Annotated in this window: 16 protein-coding genes; 4 read left to right on the top strand and 12 right to left on the bottom strand. The window is 67.0% G+C overall.

Features of this window, described 5'->3' with window-relative positions; all coding sequences use genetic code 11:
• Nucleotides 1–2: 2 nt before the first annotated feature.
• From ACQP2T_RS15250 to ACQP2T_RS15225, 6 genes are read right to left on the bottom strand one after another with little or no spacing between them, the layout of a single operon-like run.
• On the bottom strand, nt 3–953 hold the full coding sequence (locus tag ACQP2T_RS15250; RefSeq protein WP_433516788.1) for a carbohydrate ABC transporter permease: 951 nt from the start codon (nt 951–953) through the stop codon (nt 3–5).
• Nucleotides 950–2,275, bottom strand: coding sequence for an ABC transporter substrate-binding protein (locus tag ACQP2T_RS15245; protein ID WP_433516787.1), 1,326 nt, complete (start codon nt 2,273–2,275; stop codon nt 950–952). The genes ACQP2T_RS15250 and ACQP2T_RS15245 overlap by 4 nt, the downstream gene beginning before the upstream one ends.
• Nucleotides 2,276–2,310: 35 nt before the next feature.
• Nucleotides 2,311–3,288: an aldo/keto reductase gene (locus ACQP2T_RS15240; protein ID WP_433516786.1), complete on the bottom strand. Its 978-nt coding sequence runs from the start codon at nt 3,286–3,288 to the stop codon at nt 2,311–2,313.
• Between the two features lie 3 nt (nt 3,289–3,291).
• On the bottom strand, nt 3,292–4,161 hold the full coding sequence (locus tag ACQP2T_RS15235; RefSeq protein WP_433516785.1) for an NAD(P)-dependent oxidoreductase: 870 nt from the start codon (nt 4,159–4,161) through the stop codon (nt 3,292–3,294).
• Nucleotides 4,158–5,012 carry a sugar phosphate isomerase/epimerase family protein gene (locus ACQP2T_RS15230; RefSeq protein ID WP_433516784.1) on the bottom strand — a complete coding sequence of 285 codons (855 nt, stop codon included), beginning with the start codon at nt 5,010–5,012 and terminating at the stop codon, nt 4,158–4,160. Before ACQP2T_RS15230 ends, ACQP2T_RS15235 begins: the two co-directional genes overlap by 4 nt.
• Nucleotides 5,009–5,728: a GntR family transcriptional regulator gene (locus ACQP2T_RS15225; protein ID WP_433516783.1), complete on the bottom strand. Its 720-nt coding sequence runs from the start codon at nt 5,726–5,728 to the stop codon at nt 5,009–5,011. Before ACQP2T_RS15225 ends, ACQP2T_RS15230 begins: the two co-directional genes overlap by 4 nt.
• Nucleotides 5,729–5,812: 84 nt before the next feature.
• Here ACQP2T_RS15225 and ACQP2T_RS15220 point away from each other — a divergent pair, with 84 nt between their 5' ends.
• Together ACQP2T_RS15220 and ACQP2T_RS15215 are read left to right on the top strand one after the other, a co-directional pair.
• A complete protein-coding gene (locus tag ACQP2T_RS15220) occupies nt 5,813–7,549 on the top strand; it encodes a dihydroxyacetone kinase family protein (RefSeq protein ID WP_433516782.1) in 1,737 nt (578 codons plus the stop codon).
• Between the two features lie 27 nt (nt 7,550–7,576).
• Nucleotides 7,577–8,023, top strand: a complete 447-nt coding sequence (locus tag ACQP2T_RS15215; RefSeq protein ID WP_433516781.1) for a ribose-5-phosphate isomerase — start codon at nt 7,577–7,579, stop codon at nt 8,021–8,023.
• A gap of 36 nt (nt 8,024–8,059) precedes the next feature.
• Here ACQP2T_RS15215 and ACQP2T_RS15210 read toward each other — a convergent pair whose 3' ends face one another.
• The 4 genes from ACQP2T_RS15210 to ACQP2T_RS15195 form a co-directional block, all read right to left on the bottom strand.
• Nucleotides 8,060–11,155: a DUF4082 domain-containing protein gene (locus ACQP2T_RS15210; protein WP_433516780.1), complete on the bottom strand. Its 3,096-nt coding sequence runs from the start codon at nt 11,153–11,155 to the stop codon at nt 8,060–8,062.
• Between the two features lie 256 nt (nt 11,156–11,411).
• On the bottom strand, nt 11,412–11,741 hold the full coding sequence (locus ACQP2T_RS15205; RefSeq protein ID WP_433516779.1) for a hypothetical protein: 330 nt from the start codon (nt 11,739–11,741) through the stop codon (nt 11,412–11,414).
• 113 nt (nt 11,742–11,854) lie between these two features.
• Nucleotides 11,855–12,442: a TetR/AcrR family transcriptional regulator gene (locus tag ACQP2T_RS15200; RefSeq protein WP_433516778.1), complete on the bottom strand. Its 588-nt coding sequence runs from the start codon at nt 12,440–12,442 to the stop codon at nt 11,855–11,857.
• Between the two features lies 1 nt (nt 12,443).
• Nucleotides 12,444–12,830, bottom strand: coding sequence for a hypothetical protein (locus ACQP2T_RS15195; RefSeq protein ID WP_433516777.1), 387 nt, complete (start codon nt 12,828–12,830; stop codon nt 12,444–12,446).
• A 145-nt stretch (nt 12,831–12,975) separates the two neighbouring features.
• Between ACQP2T_RS15195 and ACQP2T_RS15190 the strand changes: the two genes are divergently transcribed.
• Nucleotides 12,976–14,466: a carboxylesterase/lipase family protein gene (locus ACQP2T_RS15190; protein WP_433516776.1), complete on the top strand. Its 1,491-nt coding sequence runs from the start codon at nt 12,976–12,978 to the stop codon at nt 14,464–14,466.
• 285 nt (nt 14,467–14,751) lie between these two features.
• The gene (locus ACQP2T_RS15185; protein ID WP_433516775.1) at nt 14,752–15,510 is read left to right on the top strand and encodes a helix-turn-helix domain-containing protein; all 759 of its coding nucleotides are present in this window, start codon (nt 14,752–14,754) and stop codon (nt 15,508–15,510) included.
• A 124-nt stretch (nt 15,511–15,634) separates the two neighbouring features.
• On the opposite strand, the gene ACQP2T_RS15180 is transcribed toward ACQP2T_RS15185, so the two are convergent.
• A complete protein-coding gene (locus tag ACQP2T_RS15180; RefSeq protein ID WP_433516774.1) occupies nt 15,635–16,033 on the bottom strand; it encodes a hypothetical protein in 399 nt (132 codons plus the stop codon).
• Between the two features lie 48 nt (nt 16,034–16,081).
• Nucleotides 16,082–16,774, bottom strand: a complete 693-nt coding sequence (locus tag ACQP2T_RS15175) for a type 1 glutamine amidotransferase domain-containing protein (RefSeq protein WP_433516773.1) — start codon at nt 16,772–16,774, stop codon at nt 16,082–16,084.
• Nucleotides 16,775–17,023 lie beyond the last annotated feature (249 nt).

Here is a 17,023-nt window from a genome sequence, read left to right as displayed (position 1 = left end):
GCCTAGTCATCCGAGTAGTGGACCCAGTAGCGGCTGATCCAGAAGTTGACGGCGGTCACCGCGCCGATGATCACGAGCAGCACCCAGGCCATCGCCGCCGCATAGCCCATCTGGAAGTTGTTGAACGCGGCCTGATACAGGTACAGGGTGTAGACGAGCATCGAGTTCGCCGCGCCTCCCGTACCACCGCCGATGATGAAGGCGGAGCCGAAGATCTGGAAAGCGTTGATCAGCTGCAGGATCAAGTTGAAGAAGATGATCGGTGTCAGCATGGGCAGGGTGACGGAGAAGAACTTCCGTGGGCCCCCCGCGCCGTCGATCGAGGCGGCCTCGTACAGTTCGCCGGGAATCTGCTTGAGCCCGGCGAGAAAGATGATCATCGGGGAGCCGAACTCCCAGACACGCAACAGCATCAGCGTGCCGAGAGACCAGTTCGGGTCGCCGATCCAGCTCGTGGTGGACTGGATCCCGATGACGCCCAGCAGGGTGTTGAGCAGTCCGGTCGCGCCGAAGATCTCGCGCCAGAGGATCGCGATGGCGACGCCGGATCCGAACAGGCTGGGAATGTAGTAGATGGCCCGCCACATGACCAGGCCCTTGACGCCGCGATTGAGCATGATCGCCAGCAGCAGCGCGAAGGCGAGTTGCAGGGGAACGGAGACGGCGACGTAGATCGCGGTCACTTTCACCGACTGCCACCACAGGGGGTCCGCGGTGAACATCCTGGTGTAGTTCGCCACGCCGACCCATCGAGGCGTGTCCAGCAGGTCGTAGTCGGTGAACGACATCAACAGCGACGCGACGATCGGCCCCAGGGTCAGCAGCACCAGCCCGACTATCCAGGGGCTGAGAAACAGCAGGGCCCATTTGCCTTGCGAACGTCGCCAGCTTGAGGCCGGTGACGAGCTCATGGCGACCGGCGCCTTACGGTGGGGCATGGTGGTCGTGGTCATGTGAGGAATCCCGCGGCCTGGGACATGAAGCTGTCCACACCGGCGGAGATCGTCTGCTTGCCGGTGGCGATGGTCTGGCTGGTCGTGACGAAGGTCGTCATCACCTGGGCGGAGCCACTGGGGAACTCATCGGCCAGCGACGGCACGGGGTGCGCGAACTCCTTGGCCACCAGGTCCACGTAATCGATGAAGAGCCGATCTACCTTGTTGTAGGTGATCGATTTGCGCAGCTGGAGATTCGGCGGGGCACCGAACTCGGCCTGCAGCACCTTGCCCGCCGCTTCGTCATTGAGGATGAAGTTCACCAGATCGACCGCGTCCGCGGGATGCTCTGAGCGCGCGTAAACGCCCACCCAGTTGGACGCGCGCAGGAAGTGCCCGGACTGAGCGGCGCTCGGCATGGGCATGGTCGTCACAGCGAGTTCGGTCTTGGTGAGCGCCTGGAGCGCGCCGAGGACGTTCGGGTAGATGAAGAGGTTCGGCGCCTTCTTGCCGACGAGGAGCGTGGTGCCGAAGCCTCCGGTGGAGGTCTGGACGGTCAGGTCGCCGGGCGGGGCGGCGCCGGTCTTGCGGAGCTCGGCCCAGATTTCGAACCACGCCTGCACGTCGTCACGGGAGACTCCGAGCTTGCCGTCTTTGTACAGCTCTTTCCCGCGCTGGCGGACGAACACCTCGAAGCCATTGAAGTCGCCGCTGTCATCCATGGTGCCGTAGTAGCTGCCACCCGACTTCTTCCTGACGTCATTCGCGAAGGCGATGAAGTCATCCCAGGTGTGGCCGGGCTTGGGCACCGACATCCCGATGGCGTCCAGGGCGCTCTTGTCGTAGATCGTTCCATAGGCGTTGTCTCCGAGCGGAAGTGCTGCCCGCTTGCCGTTGATCACGCCGCTGGCGATGGACGACGGGTCGAGCTGGGAGATATCAAGGACTTTGGGAATGTAGGCGTCGAGCGGGGCGAGCGCGTTCTTGACGGCGTACTGCGCGACGATGTTCTGGAACAGCGCGATCGTGTCGGCGGCGGCGCCGCCGGCGATTTCGGTCGCCAGCTTCTGGGAGTACGCGTCGTTGGCGAGCAGGGCGAGCTCCACCGAGCCGCCGCGCTTCTTCGCGTACAGGTCGTAGACCTGTCGCAGCTTCTGCTGACGCGCGGTCGAGCCGTAGGCGGACATCCGCAGTGCCGTGTTTCCCGCAGGCGCCCCTCCGGGCTTCGGGGTGTCCCCGGACGGGGAGCAGCCGGTCAGGGCGAGTGCGGCGAGTCCGGTCGCCGCGGCTCCGTAGCGGAGGAGAGATCGCCGGGACAGCGCTGTGTCAGTGTTGTGCATCGGGGGGTGTTCCTTTCTTCATGGCAAGCGAGGGGTCAGAAACCTTCCACCCGATGCGGGATGTAGTGCTCTTCCAACCGCCGCATATCCTCCGCGCCGAGGGCGATCTCGACCGCGGCGACGGCATCGTCGAGATGCTGGAGCTTGGTCGCTCCGATGATCGGTGAGGTGACGGCGGGGCGGTGCAACAGCCAGGCGAGGGCAATCTGAGTACGGCTGACGCCCCGAGCCTCGGCGATGGCGCCGACCTGTTCGGCGATCTTCTGATCTTCCGCTTCGGCCTGCTGGTACAGCGTCTTGCCCAGCGGATCGGTGTTGATCCGATCGCTGCCGACATCCCACGGGCGCGCGAGCTTGCCGCGCGCGAGGGGGCTCCACGGCAGCACGCCCACACCTTGGTCAAGGCAGAACGGGTGCAGTTCTCGTTCGTCCTCCCTGGTCAGGAGGTTGTACTGGGCCTGCATCGAGATGAAGGTCGCCCAGCCGTTTAGGCGCGCGGTGTATTGGGCTTTGGCGAACTGCCAGGCGTACATCGACGAGGCTCCGATGTAACGGGCCTTGCCGGCCTTCACGACATCGTGGAGGGCCTCCATCGTCTCCTCGATCGAGACCGTGTCGTCCCACCGGTGGATCTGATAGAGGTCGACGTAGTCGGTTTGCAGGCGTCGCAGACTCGCGTCGATCTGCTCCATGATGTGCCGGCGCGACAGCCCGCCTCCGTTGGGTCCGGGGCGCATCACGCCGTGCACCTTCGTCGCGAGCACGACTTCCTCGCGACGCGCGTACTCACGGATGGCCCGCCCGAGGATCTCCTCGCTTTGTCCCAGGGAATAGATGTTCGCCGTGTCGAAGGTGGTGATGCCGAGTTCGAGCGCCCGTCTGATGAACTCCCGGCTGGGCTCCTCCGGGAGGGTCCAGCCATGGGCGCCCCGGCCAGGGTCGCCGTAGCTCATGCAGCCCAAGGTCACTGCGGAGACTTCAAGTCCGCTTCCACCGACTTTGCGGTACTTCATCGGCTACCGCTCCTTCTCAAATACTCGGATGACGCTGGAGTCGTCGCTCCTGCCCAGCCCCTCGCGGCTGGCCAAGGAGAAGATCTTGTTGGCTTGTTCCGTCAGGGGCGTCACGGCGCCCACCGCGCGGGCGGCGGCGAGGACGAGCGAGGAGTCCTTGACGAAGATGTCGATCGCGCTGAGCGCGGGCAGGTGCTCCTCGGCGAGCATCCGGGGGCCTCGGTCGCTCAACATGAACGAGGCGGCGGCCCCGGATTCGATGGCGGCCAGCACCTTGGCGGGATCAAGGCCGAGCCGGTGCGCGAACTGAAGCCCCTCGGCCGCGACAGCTAAGTGAACCGAGCACAGCAGTTGGTTGACCAGTTTCACCGCCTGTCCGTCGCCGACGCGGTCGCCGCAGTGGACGACCTTCGCGGTCATGAGGCGCAGGAGAGGCAGCGCCGCGTCGAGTGCGTCCGGTTCGGCACCGACGAGTGCGGTGAGCTCCCCGGTCACGGCTCTGACGACACCGCCGGTGACCGGGGCGTCGACCACGTGTGCCCCGAGCGCGTTCAGGCGCCGGCCGGCCTCGACCGCGGCATCGATGCCGACCGAGCTCATGAGGATGACGACCGTGCCGGCGGCGAGTCCGGCGTGAACGCCGTCATCGCCGAAGAGCGCCTCCTCAAGCTGGGCGGATGTCGCCACCATCACGATCACCGCGTCCGCCCCCCGCGCGGCGGCGGACGCGCTGGTGGCCGCTCGCGCTCCCTCAGCGACGAGTTGGGCGACCCGGTCGGCGTCGAGGTCGAAGACCGTCAGTGGATGACGGCGTCCCACCAGGCGGGCCATCGCCGACCCCATCGCGCCGACGCCGACGAACGCGACGTTCACTGCTCCTCCCCGCCGATCGCGGCGGACGTTGCCGCGGACGTCGCGGCGGTGCTCAGATGGCTCAGGGCGGATCGCACTTCCTCTTCCTTCGTTTCGAATGGGCTGTCGTGCGTCTCCAATTCGAGGACGTACGGTCCGTCGAAGCCGGACGCCGACGCGCTGGCGAAGACGCCGCCGAAGTCCACGTCACCCAAGCCCATCGGCCTGCGGATGTCGCCCAGGAGCGCATCACGCAGATGGACGATCGACACGCGATGCGCGAACCGTGGGAACAACCCGGCGGGATCCTGGCCGGAGGCCCGTACGTGGGAGACGTCCCACGCCTGCCGCACCGCCGGTGAAAGCGCGGACAGCAGTGCCTGGGCCCGTGAAACCGTGTTGACCAGCCGGAAGTAGTGCGGCGCTTCAACCACGAGCTCGATCCCCAGCTCCTGGGCCCGTTCGAGCGCGGTGTTCAACCCATCGGCCACCAAGCCGACCTGGGTGTGAGAGGCGACGGCGGGCTGTTCGGGGGCTCCACAGGTCAGGACGAGACGAGGGCTTCCGGCGTCGGCGCAGAAGTCGAGCAGACGATGGATCGCGCCGAGAACGGTTGAGCGGCTTTCGGCACTGTTGAACGAGCCCGGATCCGCGTTGACGCTGGTGACCATCAGCGAACTCGCGCGCACCTGGGTCGCGACCTCGGAGAGCGCCGCCGCGCTGCCGTTGGGCGGGACATGTTCGCACAACCCGGCCAGGGCACCGAGGTCGACCTGGTCGAACCCCAGCTCCGCGATGATGTCGAGGGCCTTGGGCAGCCGGTAGTGCCGGAAAGTGATCGTGGAGCAGGCCAAGGGCGGGACCGTCGTCATGACGCGACCGGACTTTCGGTATCGGGGGATGAGATCTCTTTGGCGCGCGACTCGTCAGCCAGCGCGTCTTCGATGTACTTGCGGCAGTAGTCGCCCATGTGAGCCGACACGACGGCGGCCACGTGGGCGGGGTCGCCGGTCTCTATCGCATCGGCGATCGCGACGTGTTCGGCGTAACGCATCCGGTCAGCGGCGCGTTGCGGCCCGGCGGCGATGATCATCATCTCGATCTGACCGATCAGACGACCCCACGTGGACATGAGCGTCTCGCTGCCGACCAGTTGCACCAGCCGGGCGTGGAACCCGAGGTCCAACTCGATCTGCTTGCCGAAGGCCAGATCAAGCGACCGCAGTGGGACAAGCAGCTGACGCAGCTCCGCGGCGATGGCCAAACGATCTTCGCGCTTGGCCAGCTTCGTCGCCGCCAGCACCTCCAGCGCTTCACGAACCTCGAAGACCTCGAGGATCTCGCCCGAGAGGAGCTCGCGGACGAGCATGTGGCCACGACCGTCGCTGACGATGAGGCCCTCGGCTTCGAGCGGGCGAAGGGACTCCCGCAATGTCCCGCGGCTCACGCCCAGCTCGCGGCTCAGCGACGCCTCGACGATGTGCTCCCCGGGGCGCAACCCCCCAGAGATGATCCGTTCTCGCACAAATGCCGTGCACCGCTCACGCAGCGTGCTGCGGTCAAGCGTGGCGCGCGTCCCGTTGTCCATGCTGGGCAACAGTACCCGTTGACATTTTTTTGTCAACAATTATTCTAACCAACGACCCTGCGGCGAGTGAGAGGCAGCAACGCAATGACCCGTCTGTGGAACGTGCCGGACGACTTCGCCGATGAGATGCTCGAAGGCTTCGCCGCGGCCTGCGGCCGGTGGGTGCGGCAGGTGCCAGGTGGGGTCGTACGCTCGACGCGAGACGCGCGGCCGACGGTGTCGGTGGTCATCGGCGGAGGATCAGGACACTATCCGGCCTTTGGCGGACTCGTCGGCCCGGGCCTCGCGCACGGAGCCGCCATGGGCAACCTGTTCTCCTCGCCGTCGGCGCACCAGGTCGAGTCGGTCGTGCGCGCGAGTGATCAGGGCGAGGGCGTCCTGCTGTCGTACGGCAACTACGCCGGCGACGTGCTGCACTTCGGTGCCGCACAGCAGGCCCTTCGAGCCGAGGGAATCGACTGCCGGACGGTGCTCGTCACTGACGACATCTTCAGCGCCCCCGCACGCCACACGGCACAACGACGCGGGATCGCCGGCGACTTCGCGGTGTTCAAGATCGCAGGTGCCGCCGCCGCAACGGGATATGACCTGGACGCGGTCGAGGCTGTGACCAAACGCGCGAATCTCCACACGAGATCGATGGGGGTCGCCTTCTCCGGCTGCAGTCTGCCGGGCGCACCCGAACCGTTGTTCACCGTCCCACCAGGGCGGATGGCGGTCGGGCTGGGGATCCACGGCGAGCCCGGAATCGACGAAGCCGACATGCCCACCGCGGACGAGCTGGCCACGCTGTTCATCGACCACCTACTGACGGCCGACGAGAGACCTCTACCCGGCGGCGCCCGAATCGTGCCCATCCTCAACGGCCTCGGATCGGTGAAGAACGAAGAGTTGTTCGTCGTCTACCGCCGGATCGCCGAACTCCTCCATGACGCGGGGCTCGTCGTCGTCGACCCCCATGTCGGCGAATACTGCACAAGCTTCGACATGGCAGGCGTCTCCCTGACGCTGCTGTGGCTCGACGACGAACTCGAACGGCTGTGGGCGGCGCCTGCGGACACGCCCGCGTTCCGCACCGGCGCCGTCGACACCGCCGCCCTGCGCCCGTTCACCGCCGAGCACACACGGGCCGACGCGGAAACTCCGGCGCCATCGAGCGAAGCATCCCGCCGGCTCGCCGCGAGGATCGCCTCGGCTCTCGATGCGGCCTTCCTCGCGATCGACGCCGCATCAGACGACCTCGGCCGCATCGACGCCGTGGCCGGCGACGGCGACCACGGGATCGGCATGCGGCGCGGCACTCGAGCCGCGGCGCAGGCGGCCGCGGCCGCGGTCAGCGGAAACCGCGGGGCCGAGACAACGCTCAACATCGCCGCCGACGCGTGGTCCGACAAGGCGGGTGGTACGTCAGGCGCCATCTGGGCGGTCATTCTGCGGGCGATCGGCCGCGAACTCGGCGACGACAAGGAACCCACGACTCGTGATCTCGTCCGCGGCCTGAACCGTGCGGTTTCTGACGTCACCGCGTACGGGCAAGCCGTCGTCGGCGACAAAACCCTGGTCGACGCACTCGTACCGCTGGCTCACACGTTCAGCGCCGCGATCGAAGCCGGCGAAACCCTCGCCTCCGGCTGGGGCAAGGCCGCCACCGCCGCCACGACGTCCGCGAACGCGACCGCCGACCTGCTTCCACGCCTTGGAAGGGCCCGCACGCACGGCGAGAGGTCGCTGGGCACACCCGACCCGGGGGCAGTGTCGCTCGCGATCATCGCCCACACCGTCGAACCCTTCGTCGCCCCCACGACGAGCCACACTCCCTGACAGCCCATTAACGAACGGACACCCTCCATGAATGCCTTCCGCGTCGTCATCGGCTCCGACGAAGCAGGACACGACTACAAGCAGCGCATCAAGACCGACCTTCAAGCCGACTCACGCGTCATCGAGGTCACCGACGTCAGCACCGACGCCAACTACCCGACCATCGCCATTCAAGCCGCCGAGATGATCGCGCACGGGGCGGCGGACCGCGCCATCCTCATCTGCGGAACAGGGCTCGGCGTGGCCATCGCCGCCAACAAGGTCAAAGGCGTGCGAGCCGCCACAGCACACGACAGCTACTCCGTCGAACGATCGGTCCTGTCGAACAACGCCCAAATCCTCTGCATCGGACAGCGCGTCATCGGCATCGAACTCGCGCGAAAGCTCGTCCATGAGTGGCTCGGCTACACCTTCGACGAGGCCAGTCCTTCGAACGCCAAGGTCGGCGAGATCAACAGCTACGAAGCCCACTAGGGCGGCCAATGGCGGCCGCCCTAGTGATCATGCTGACTAGTCGGCGGCGAACACCACGTCCACCCAGTAGTTGCTGGCCTGGTAGCTCTTCGTCGGGAAGCCGTTCGTCGCGCCGTACCGATACACGCCGTTGCCTCCTGACGCGCCGCTCGCCAGCGCGAGGAGCGGATCGTTGTTGTACTGGGTGGCGAAATACTGCCGGTCCACCGCGTAGTTCCCGGAGGTCGTGAAGTACGAGACCACGTAGGTGGTGTTGGCGGCGATCGTGACAGGCGTGGCGAAGTTCATCCGCTGCCAGCCAGTCGCCGTCTCATTGGTGAACGTCCCGGACGCCAGCAGCGCCCCGGCGCTGGTCCACAAGTACCCGGTATGGGTCCCGGTGTTCTGCGCCCCCTTGTAGAACCGGACCCCCAGGATCCTCCCGCTCGTCGTCGCCCTGAACTTCACGCCCAGCGCGACGGCCGTCGGATCGCCCGCCGACGGCGTCCCCGGAACCGTCGTGTCAGGCCACAGGCTGTTCGTCGGAGTGGGCGTGGGAGTGGGCGTCGGTGTCGGAGTGGGTGTGGGCGTCGGCGTTGGGCCGGTGGTGTTGAAGACGACGTCCACCCAGTAGTTGGTCGCCGAGTACGTTTTGCTGGGGAAGGTGCTGCTCCCCGCGTAGATGTACACGCCGTTGCCGCCGCTGCTCGCACTGTCCGGAGCGGTGAGCGGACCCCGCACGACCGAGTTCGCGAAGTACGAGACATCCCGGGCGTACCCGCCGTTGGGCGCGAAGTACGAGGCCACATAGGTGGTGTTGGCGCTCACCGAGACCGGGGTCGCGAAGTTCACCTGCTGCCAGCCGGTCGCCGTCTCACCGGTGAACGTCGCCCTCCCCAGCAACTGGCCGCCGCTGGTCCACAGGCTCCCGACATGGGTGCCGGTGTTGCCCGCGCCCTTGTAGAACCTGAGCGCCGAGATGGTGCCCGATGCCGAGGACCGGAATTTCACCCCGACCTCGACCGCGCTCGGGTCATCGGCCGCGGGCACGGAGGGCACCGTGGACGACGCCCAGAGGCTGCAGGGGCAGTCCGTGGTCGAGTTGACCGTCCTCGATGTGGTGGGCGACTGGATGTTGCCGCTGTCGTCCACCGCCCTCACCATGATCGTCTTGGCGCCGGTGCCTTGGATCGTCCATGCGTACTGCCAGTTGTTCCGGCCAGTCGCCTGGCGCCAGGTGGCGCCGCCGTCGACCGACGCCTCCACGGAGGCGACCACGCCTCCGCCGGTGTCGGCCGCCGTTCCCACGACCTGGATGGTTCCGGGCAGCACGTTCTCGCCGGCGGCCGGAGTCGTGATCGCCGAGGTCGGAGGGGTGGTGTCGGTCGACGCCGTCGCCGGCACCAGACCCGGTTGGAGAGTGACCGGCTGGGCTTTCATGTCGGCCATGAGGTTGACCGTCGCCTGTTGCATCCGGACATCTGTGGGGGTGCCCGCCCGGTCATGGACACTGTCCAGGCCCCACGCCCACTGGATCGTACCGGCGCCGAAGACCAGCGCGCCGCTCGGCGCCTTGTAGAGCGTCAGATTGTGCGTCGCGGTCCCGGCACCGTAGGTGCTACCGAAGTCGAGCAGGAATTTGTTGGACGAGAACAAGGTCGTCTGGGAGAGCCGTATCGTCCCCGGCGGCGAGAAGTCGTTGTCCGGGGCCTCATCCCATTCGAACCCGAGCGTTCCCGCCGGGAATGTCGCGGTCTGCCCGGGTTGCAGGCTTGCCACGGACGTGTTGCGCCAGAGTCGCATCGGCCCGTACTCCGCCGGAACGGTCATGGCGTCGTTGACCGTACCGTTGATCCTGAAGAAGGTTCCGCTCACGCGGTTCTCCGGTCTGCCTCCGTCCGACGGCGGCGAGAAACGCGGATCGCGCCATGTCCCGGTCCATTCCGGGCTGGGGTCGATCTTGGCGTTGGCGTGGGTCTCCTTGTAGCAGACGAGCGTCCGGAACGGCGTTGCCGTACCGGCGATGCTCGGCTCCCACCTGGTCTTCCAGAAGATCTCGTTGCCGGAGAAGAAGGCCACGTTCACGCCGCTGTCGCGGGCGGTCTCGACGGCGTTGCGCATCTGGTTCGACCAGTATTCGTCATGCCCGACGGAGAGGAACGCCTTGTGCTCCAGGAGTTCCTGACCGCGTGTGGCACTGTCCACGCCGCTGAAATAGCTCACGTCATATCCGTTGGCCTCAAGCCATCGGACCATGGGGTATTCGGCGTTGAAGAAGAAGCCCTCCGGGGCGTCCATGGTGCCCGTGTCGCGCGTCTTGAACGGGCGGTTGTAACTCACCTTGTAGGCGCGGCCCACGGGATTGCCGTAGTAAAGGCTGTTCCCGCCGTACCTGTTGTACGCCTGCCAGGTCGTGTCGGAGGTCTGCATAAGGAGGTCCGAGCCCCTGGTGTCATCCCGGACCACGAAAATGATGTGGCTGCTACCGGTCGTTCCGTCCTCCCGGACCAGCTTCGCGATATAGACCCCGGAGACGGCGTCGCTGGGCACCGCCCAGGAGGCCGACACCCCCCAGTTCCCGCAGTCGACGAGCCCGGTCGACGTATCCTGCGCGCATGCGGGCTGCGACTGGGGCAGCGCGGCGGACGGCTGGACCGTCGTTATCTTTCGCGCCCCCATTCCGGCGTAGTAACCGATGCGGTAGATGTCGAGGCGATAATCGCTCGCCACGGTGTCGACCTTGAACAGCACGGTCTCCCCGTGATTGACGCTCATCTGCGTCGCATAGCCCTGGATGGCGCTGCTACCCGCTCCCGAGATGTCCCATTCGCTGGCGGGGTTGCCGGGCTTGCTGTTCTCTATGCAGATGACGGAGGTCGGCGGGCAGACAACGGCGGCTCTCCTACCGCCGACCGGCCTTCCCGAGCCGGCCTCCCGCTCCTGCGCGCGGGCGCCTTTCGCGGCACGGGCCGCGAAGTCCGACGCGCTCCCCGCCGGTTCCGCACGGCCTGTGCCCGCAGCGACCACCTGTGTGGAAGCCGTGCTCGCACCGGCCATGCGTGCCTCAGCGCCGGATCCGCCCCCCGGCCCGCACACCAGGCTGGCCACCATGGCAGTGACCAGCCCGACCCAGGGCAGCCGACGCCTCCCCATGGCCTTCTTCTCACGCTCCGACAATGTGCCACCCCCCGGTCGCAGTACCCCACGCAACAGAGCCGGACAGAAGACGGCGCAAGCCGTCAAGATCATCGACTCAGAGAGGAATGCTATGGGCCGGACCGGTTGCTCCTGAAGCGAGCGGTGATACGACAGCAGCTCTTATGAAATGGGCGTGTCGCCGCTTATAACGAAGAAAATCCCGGCAACCCGCCCCTCCATAGGCGCGCGGCCAGGGCTGGGCTCGGCCGAATCAGACCTCGTACCACGCTCTGGCGACATTGCAACCGTAGGCGTCACCGGAGACTTCCGACACGAACCTCGACGGCCCACTGGACCGGTATATCCATGGCCCCCAAATGGTGGTCGTGTAGGGCCAATGCCCGGAATTGCATTCGGCCCGCACCCGGAAGTTACCGAACCCGGCGAGACAGGTGGCCGAGGCCGTGTTGTAGGCGACGTCGATATACGCGGAGCAGTCCCAGACCGCGGCCTGTGCCGGGGCGGCTCCCGCCGTAAGCGCGACCGATAACGACAGGGCGGTAATCGATGCGCCGATCGCCGTCTTGCTGATCAGTTTCATTCTTTCTCCTCGGGGCCACTGGAGCGGATTTCTTGCCGCCCCGCCGAGGAACATCGTCGCGCCACGCCCTTTCGCCGCACTGTCGCAGAACTGTCGCGAGCAATGGGACGACTTTAAAATCCAGCTCTCGTCGCCCGGCCGAAGATCTCGACGAGTTCGTTCGCGCAGTGGCCCGGGTCGAGGCCGTCGACGATGCGGTCGGCCATCGCGTCGATCGACGCGCGCAGGGCCGTACTCATCAGCACACTGTCGAACGCCCTGAAAGCCCCCGTACGCTGCCCGTCCGCGAACAGCGCCACCAGCCTGGCGATCGCGGCGTCCCGCTCGTGGTCACCCGCGAACGCCTGGTTGTGCGCGATCTGCTGCACCGCGCGCACGTGTTCGGGATGGGCGGCGATGAAGGCGATGTTGGCCCGGATGAACGCCTCCAGCTGCGCATTGGCTCCGGAGACGGCGTCCAGCGTCGGACGCATGAAGGCGGCCGCGTCAGTGATGACCTGACGCACGACGGCCTCGAAAAGCTGCTCCTTGTTGGAGAAGTGATAGGAGATCAGCCTCTTGCTGCTGAGCCCGGCGTGCTCGCAGATGGCCTCGAACGTGGTCTCCGCATAGCCGCGCTCGGCGAGCACGGCGATGGTGGCGGAGGCGATCTGGGCTCTGCGGGCCTCGGTGGCTTCGCGGCGAGTTCCGGAGGTCTGCATATCACCCCAGCTTGCCACGCTTCGGGTACGCCTCACGTACGGCACGACGGTTGACGATGACCGCGACAGCGGCGACCAGGACGCCGACCACTGCCTGCTCCGCCTTCATCCAGCCGGGATAGCCGCTGTCCGGCGCGAGGAGGATGAGCACGATTCCGATGGGCGCGGCGAAGGTGATGAAGCGGATGCGCAGGTAGGCCGATCGCTTGCCTCGTGCGGCCTGCCCCGCCAGAGCCACGAGCCAGACGGAGGCGGCGGCCACGGCGGCGCCGCGCAACCACACCACCCAGTTGCCACCGATGACGGCGGCCACGCCGAGCGTCGCGATCGAAATGACGAGCATGGCGACGAAGAGCGTCCGGACCAGATTCCACGGCTTCTTATCCATGCGTATAAATTTACACATGCGGATAACATTCGGCAAGAGCCCCGGTGTTGACCACGGAACGAAACATTCATCCAAGACGCCCAGGCCCGGAGCTTGTGATGCTCGACCTCATGTCCGGAACGCCGGAACGTCGATTGGAGAGGTAATGACGAAGACCGTGGGCAGCGCGCCAGAGGTTCAGGTGGCGAGTGGCCGGCTGCGGGGCCGCCATGACCAGGGAGTGGCGGCGTTCCTCGGGATCCCGTACGCCGCCCCGCCCTTCGGAGCACGCCGCATGCGACCTCCCGAGCCGCCCGTGCGGTGGGAGGGCGAGCGCGGCGCTACCGATTACGGGCCGACCTGCCCGAAAGACAACGACGACCCGGAGGGCGCCGCGCTGTTCCCGGAGGCCGTGATCCCTGGCGAGGACTGCCTCAACCTCAACGTGTGGACCCCCGATCCCCGGGCATCCGGCTTACCGGTACTGGTCTGGATTCACGGCGGCATGTTCACGAAGGGGTCCGGATCCGTCGCCGGCTACCGCGGCACCTCCTTCGCCCGCGACGGTGTCGTGTGCGTCACGATCAACTACCGGCTCGGTGCCGAGGGCTTTCTCCACCTGGATGACGGCACCGCCAACCTGGGGCTGCTGGACCAGATCGCCGCGCTCGAGTGGGTCCAGGACAACATCGTCGCCTTCGGCGGAGACCCGGGGAGAGTGACCGTCGCCGGTCAGTCCGCCGGGGCCATGAGCGTCATCACCCTCATGGCCATGCCCCGCACCCGGGGCCTGTTCCACCAGGCGATCACCCAGAGCGGTGCGGCCGCCCAGACGCTCACGGCTGAGAGCGCCACAGACGTCGCCTCACGGCTGGCTGAGTCGCTCGGGGTAGCACCGACCCGCGAGGCATTCAGCGAGGTGCCGGTCGAACGGCTGACGCGGGCGGCGTCCGCCCTCGTCAAGGAGGTCCAGAGCGTCGCGGATCCGACCAAGTGGGGCAGCCTCCCCTTCGCCCCGGTCATCGACGGCGACACCCTCCCTGACCACCCGCTCGACGCGCTGAGAAGGGACGCCGGCAGCGGCGTACGGCTCCTGGCCGGCTGGAACCGCGACGACACCCGGATCGGCCTCGTCCCCACCGGCATGATCGACCTCGCCGACGAGCGCGTCCTCTCCGCGGTCGTGGGCGCCTACGGCGGGCCAGACGGGACGATCGGCCTCTACCGGGCAGCCCGGCCGGGAGCGAACGACGGGGATCTGCTCGCCGCCCTGACCACCGACTGCTTCATCCGGGTTCCGGTGATCCGGGTCGCCGAGGCACGCCTTGAGGCCGGCGGGGCCGACACCTGGATGTACCGCTTCGACCACGAGTCGCCGAGCTTCGCCGGCCGCCTCGGCGCCGCCCACGCGGTGGAACTCCCGTACGTGTTCGACCTGCTCGACGAGAAGTCCACCCAGGCCCTCATCGGCGACGACCCACCACAGGTCGTCGCCGACACGGCTCACGGCGCCTGGGTCCGCTTCGTCGCCGGGGGGGATCCGGGCTGGCCTCGCTACAACCTGGCCGACCGGTCCACCGCGTTGATCGACGAGAGGATCACCGTCGTCGACGACCCCGACGGCGCCGAGCGCGAGGTGTGGACCAACCGGCGCTGACCAGTGGTTCTGAGCGCGGGGTGTGTGGACCAGCCGACGCTGCCCGGGAGTTGCCATTCGGTGTCGACCGTACGGCTCAGCGGTGGCGATCCATTTCTCGCCACCACCGGCCTATTGGTGCTGAGCCAGGACCCTGCCGAGCCCCGGAGACGCGTTGTGGCATTGCGACACCACGAAGTGGCTCCTACCATGTCGGCTGTGCGATCAGCCGAGTCGGCTCGCGCCGGTGTACCACGATGGGAGATCACGGTCCCATCGCGTCCTGGGCGGCTGCCGGGGGTCACGATGGCAGGGTTCGGCGATCAGGCGAATGAGCTGCGCGATGTCGCGTTGGTCCCGCACCCCACGGTCATGGTGATCTTCGACCTCGGCGACCAACCCTTCGTCATCGAAGACGACTGTGGTGCGCGGCAGCGAGACCGCGTCGTCGCCGGACTCGCCCCGCACAGGGCTCGAGGGCGGGGGTTCGCCAGAAGCTCCGAATGCCTCCAACTGCGGCTCTCGCCGATGGTCGCGCACGCGGTCTTGGGCGCCTCCTCGGAACTGGGCGGGACACTGGCCTCCCTCGACGACCTGTGGGGACGAGACGCCGTACGAACCCAAGAGCGATTGCGGGCCGCCAGATCGTGGGAGGACCGATTCGCGATCGTGGAGGCCGCGCTGGCGCGGCGGGCCGACGCAGGCCGAGCCGTCGACCCGGAAGTCACCTTCTCCTGGCGACAGATGGTGGCCAGCCGAGGGCGGGTACGCGTCGAACGACTGGTCGCCGAGATCGGCTGGAGCCGCAAGCGCCTTTGGTCCCGGTTCCGCGCCCAGGTCGGCCTGACCCCGAAGCGTGTCGCCCAGCTCATCCGCTTCGACCACGCGGCCCACCGCCTCGCCGCCGGCCACAGCGCCGCCTCGGTAGCAGCGGAGAGCGGATACGCCGACCAGTCCCACCTTCACAGAGACGTCGTGGCCTTCGCGGGGATGACGCCGACCGCGGTCGCGGTCCAGCCGTTCCTCGCGATCGACGACGTCGCGTGGCCTCGGGACTCGGAGTGACGCGGAACGGGATCCGGCGTCAGCAGGATCGCCGCGCCTTGGCTGCCCGCCCCTTCCGTGGCGCTGACAACGGGTTTCGCCGGTGGTGCCGGCATCGGACGAAACGGCGGTCGATGGGATGCCGTCAGCGGCGAGCCAGTACGACGAGTTCGCCGCCGCCCACCACCAATCGGCCATCCGATGCCACAGCCAGTGCACTGATCCCTGAGGGGAATATCAGCTCCCGGCCTACCTGCTCACGGGTGGTCAGGTCCCAGACTTCGGCCACCGAAGCGCTGGCGGTGATGGCGTGAGGGCGGCCGTCCACCGCCGTCATGGCCACCGCGCGCATGGAGTCGTAGGCTCTCATGGGCTTGCCCACGGGCCGTCGGATGCTGAGGTCCCATAGCCGCACCGTTGCATCGTCACCTGTTGTGACAACATGCGGCCTACCCTCGATCTCCGCCGTGGCGACCGCACACACCATGCCCTCGTGACCGGTCAAGGGTCCTGCGACCTGTTCACCGGTGATGAGATCCCACACCCGCACACTTCCGACCACATCTTGGCTATGGGTCGGTGGAACCTGGTCCTATGTGCACCACGAGGCGAGTGCGGCCAGGAAGGCGCGCGAAGCTTCGTCGGCCGACCGCATGTTCTGCCCGGTGATCAGAGAGCCGTGGACCACGACGTGCGAGGTGAATTCGGCCTCCTCCTCGAACTCGGCGCCCAGTTTCATGAGTCGCTCCTGCAACAAGAACGGCACGAGAGTGTCGCGTTCGAGTGCCGCCTCCTCCTGGTTCGTCAGTGCTGTCACCTTCCGGCCTTCGACAAGTGGTCGGCCGCTCACCGGATCGACCCCGCACAATGCGGCAACACCGTGGCACACCGCGGCGACGGGCTTGCCCGCGTTCAGCGCCGCGGCGAGGAGGCCACCGATCACGGGATCATCGGGAAAGTCCCACATCCCGCCATGGCCACCGGCGAAGAAGAGGCCGTCGTAGTCAGTCGTCGCCGCGTTCCGCAGGGGCAGCGACGAACGCAGTAGCGCTCGCGCCTCGACATCCTCGTTCAACCTCCGCAAAGCCACCGTCTCGACGCCCTCGCCGAAGCTCAAAGGATCGACCGGCGGGTCGCCACCAAGTGGTGACGCGACGACAACCTCGACGCCGGCCTCCTTCAGCGCGTAGTACGGCGACGCGAACGTCTGCAACCCCACGCCCGTTGCCCGCCCTGTCGAGCCCAGTTGCCCGTGAGACGTCAGTATGACGAGAACTTGCGACACGTGATGATCTCCTTTCGCGCTGCAAAGAACACGATTACCAGTCGAGCGCTGCATGAGAGCGGCGCAGGCTTCGGCTTGTTGACCACGAATCTGCAACGTATCCAGATAAACGTTGATGTGCTTGCGACTGAACGGCGACAGTCAGGCGACGGCAACTGCGTAAGCCTGCCCCGCACCGCTGGCCACGAGCGGCTGCCCGACAACGATCACAGCCCCAACCAACAGAGCGGCGTAGTTTCTCACCCGCTC

The organism is Nonomuraea sp. CA-143628, from assembly GCF_050942315.1.
Classification (GTDB): Bacteria; Actinomycetota; Actinomycetes; order Streptosporangiales; family Streptosporangiaceae; genus Nonomuraea.
Note: the sequence above shows the minus strand (reverse complement) of the source record. Positions and strands in the feature narration are given on the sequence as shown.

Coding starts and splice junctions, on each gene's coding strand:
- ACQP2T_RS15250 (WP_433516788.1), bottom strand. CDS start 953: ATGACCACGACCACCATGCCCCACCGTAAGGCGCCGGTCGCCATGAGC.
- ACQP2T_RS15245 (WP_433516787.1), bottom strand. CDS start 2,275: ATGCACAACACTGACACAGCGCTGTCCCGGCGATCTCTCCTCCGCTAC.
- ACQP2T_RS15240 (WP_433516786.1), bottom strand. CDS start 3,288: ATGAAGTACCGCAAAGTCGGTGGAAGCGGACTTGAAGTCTCCGCAGTG.
- ACQP2T_RS15230 (WP_433516784.1), bottom strand. CDS start 5,012: ATGACGACGGTCCCGCCCTTGGCCTGCTCCACGATCACTTTCCGGCAC.
- ACQP2T_RS15225 (WP_433516783.1), bottom strand. CDS start 5,728: ATGGACAACGGGACGCGCGCCACGCTTGACCGCAGCACGCTGCGTGAG.
- ACQP2T_RS15220 (WP_433516782.1), top strand. CDS start 5,813: ATGACCCGTCTGTGGAACGTGCCGGACGACTTCGCCGATGAGATGCTC.
- ACQP2T_RS15215 (WP_433516781.1), top strand. CDS start 7,577: ATGAATGCCTTCCGCGTCGTCATCGGCTCCGACGAAGCAGGACACGAC.
- ACQP2T_RS15210 (WP_433516780.1), bottom strand. CDS start 11,155: ATGGGGAGGCGTCGGCTGCCCTGGGTCGGGCTGGTCACTGCCATGGTG.
- ACQP2T_RS15205 (WP_433516779.1), bottom strand. CDS start 11,741: ATGAAACTGATCAGCAAGACGGCGATCGGCGCATCGATTACCGCCCTG.
- ACQP2T_RS15200 (WP_433516778.1), bottom strand. CDS start 12,442: ATGCAGACCTCCGGAACTCGCCGCGAAGCCACCGAGGCCCGCAGAGCC.
- ACQP2T_RS15195 (WP_433516777.1), bottom strand. CDS start 12,830: ATGGATAAGAAGCCGTGGAATCTGGTCCGGACGCTCTTCGTCGCCATG.
- ACQP2T_RS15190 (WP_433516776.1), top strand. CDS start 12,976: ATGACGAAGACCGTGGGCAGCGCGCCAGAGGTTCAGGTGGCGAGTGGC.
- ACQP2T_RS15185 (WP_433516775.1), top strand. CDS start 14,752: ATGGCAGGGTTCGGCGATCAGGCGAATGAGCTGCGCGATGTCGCGTTG.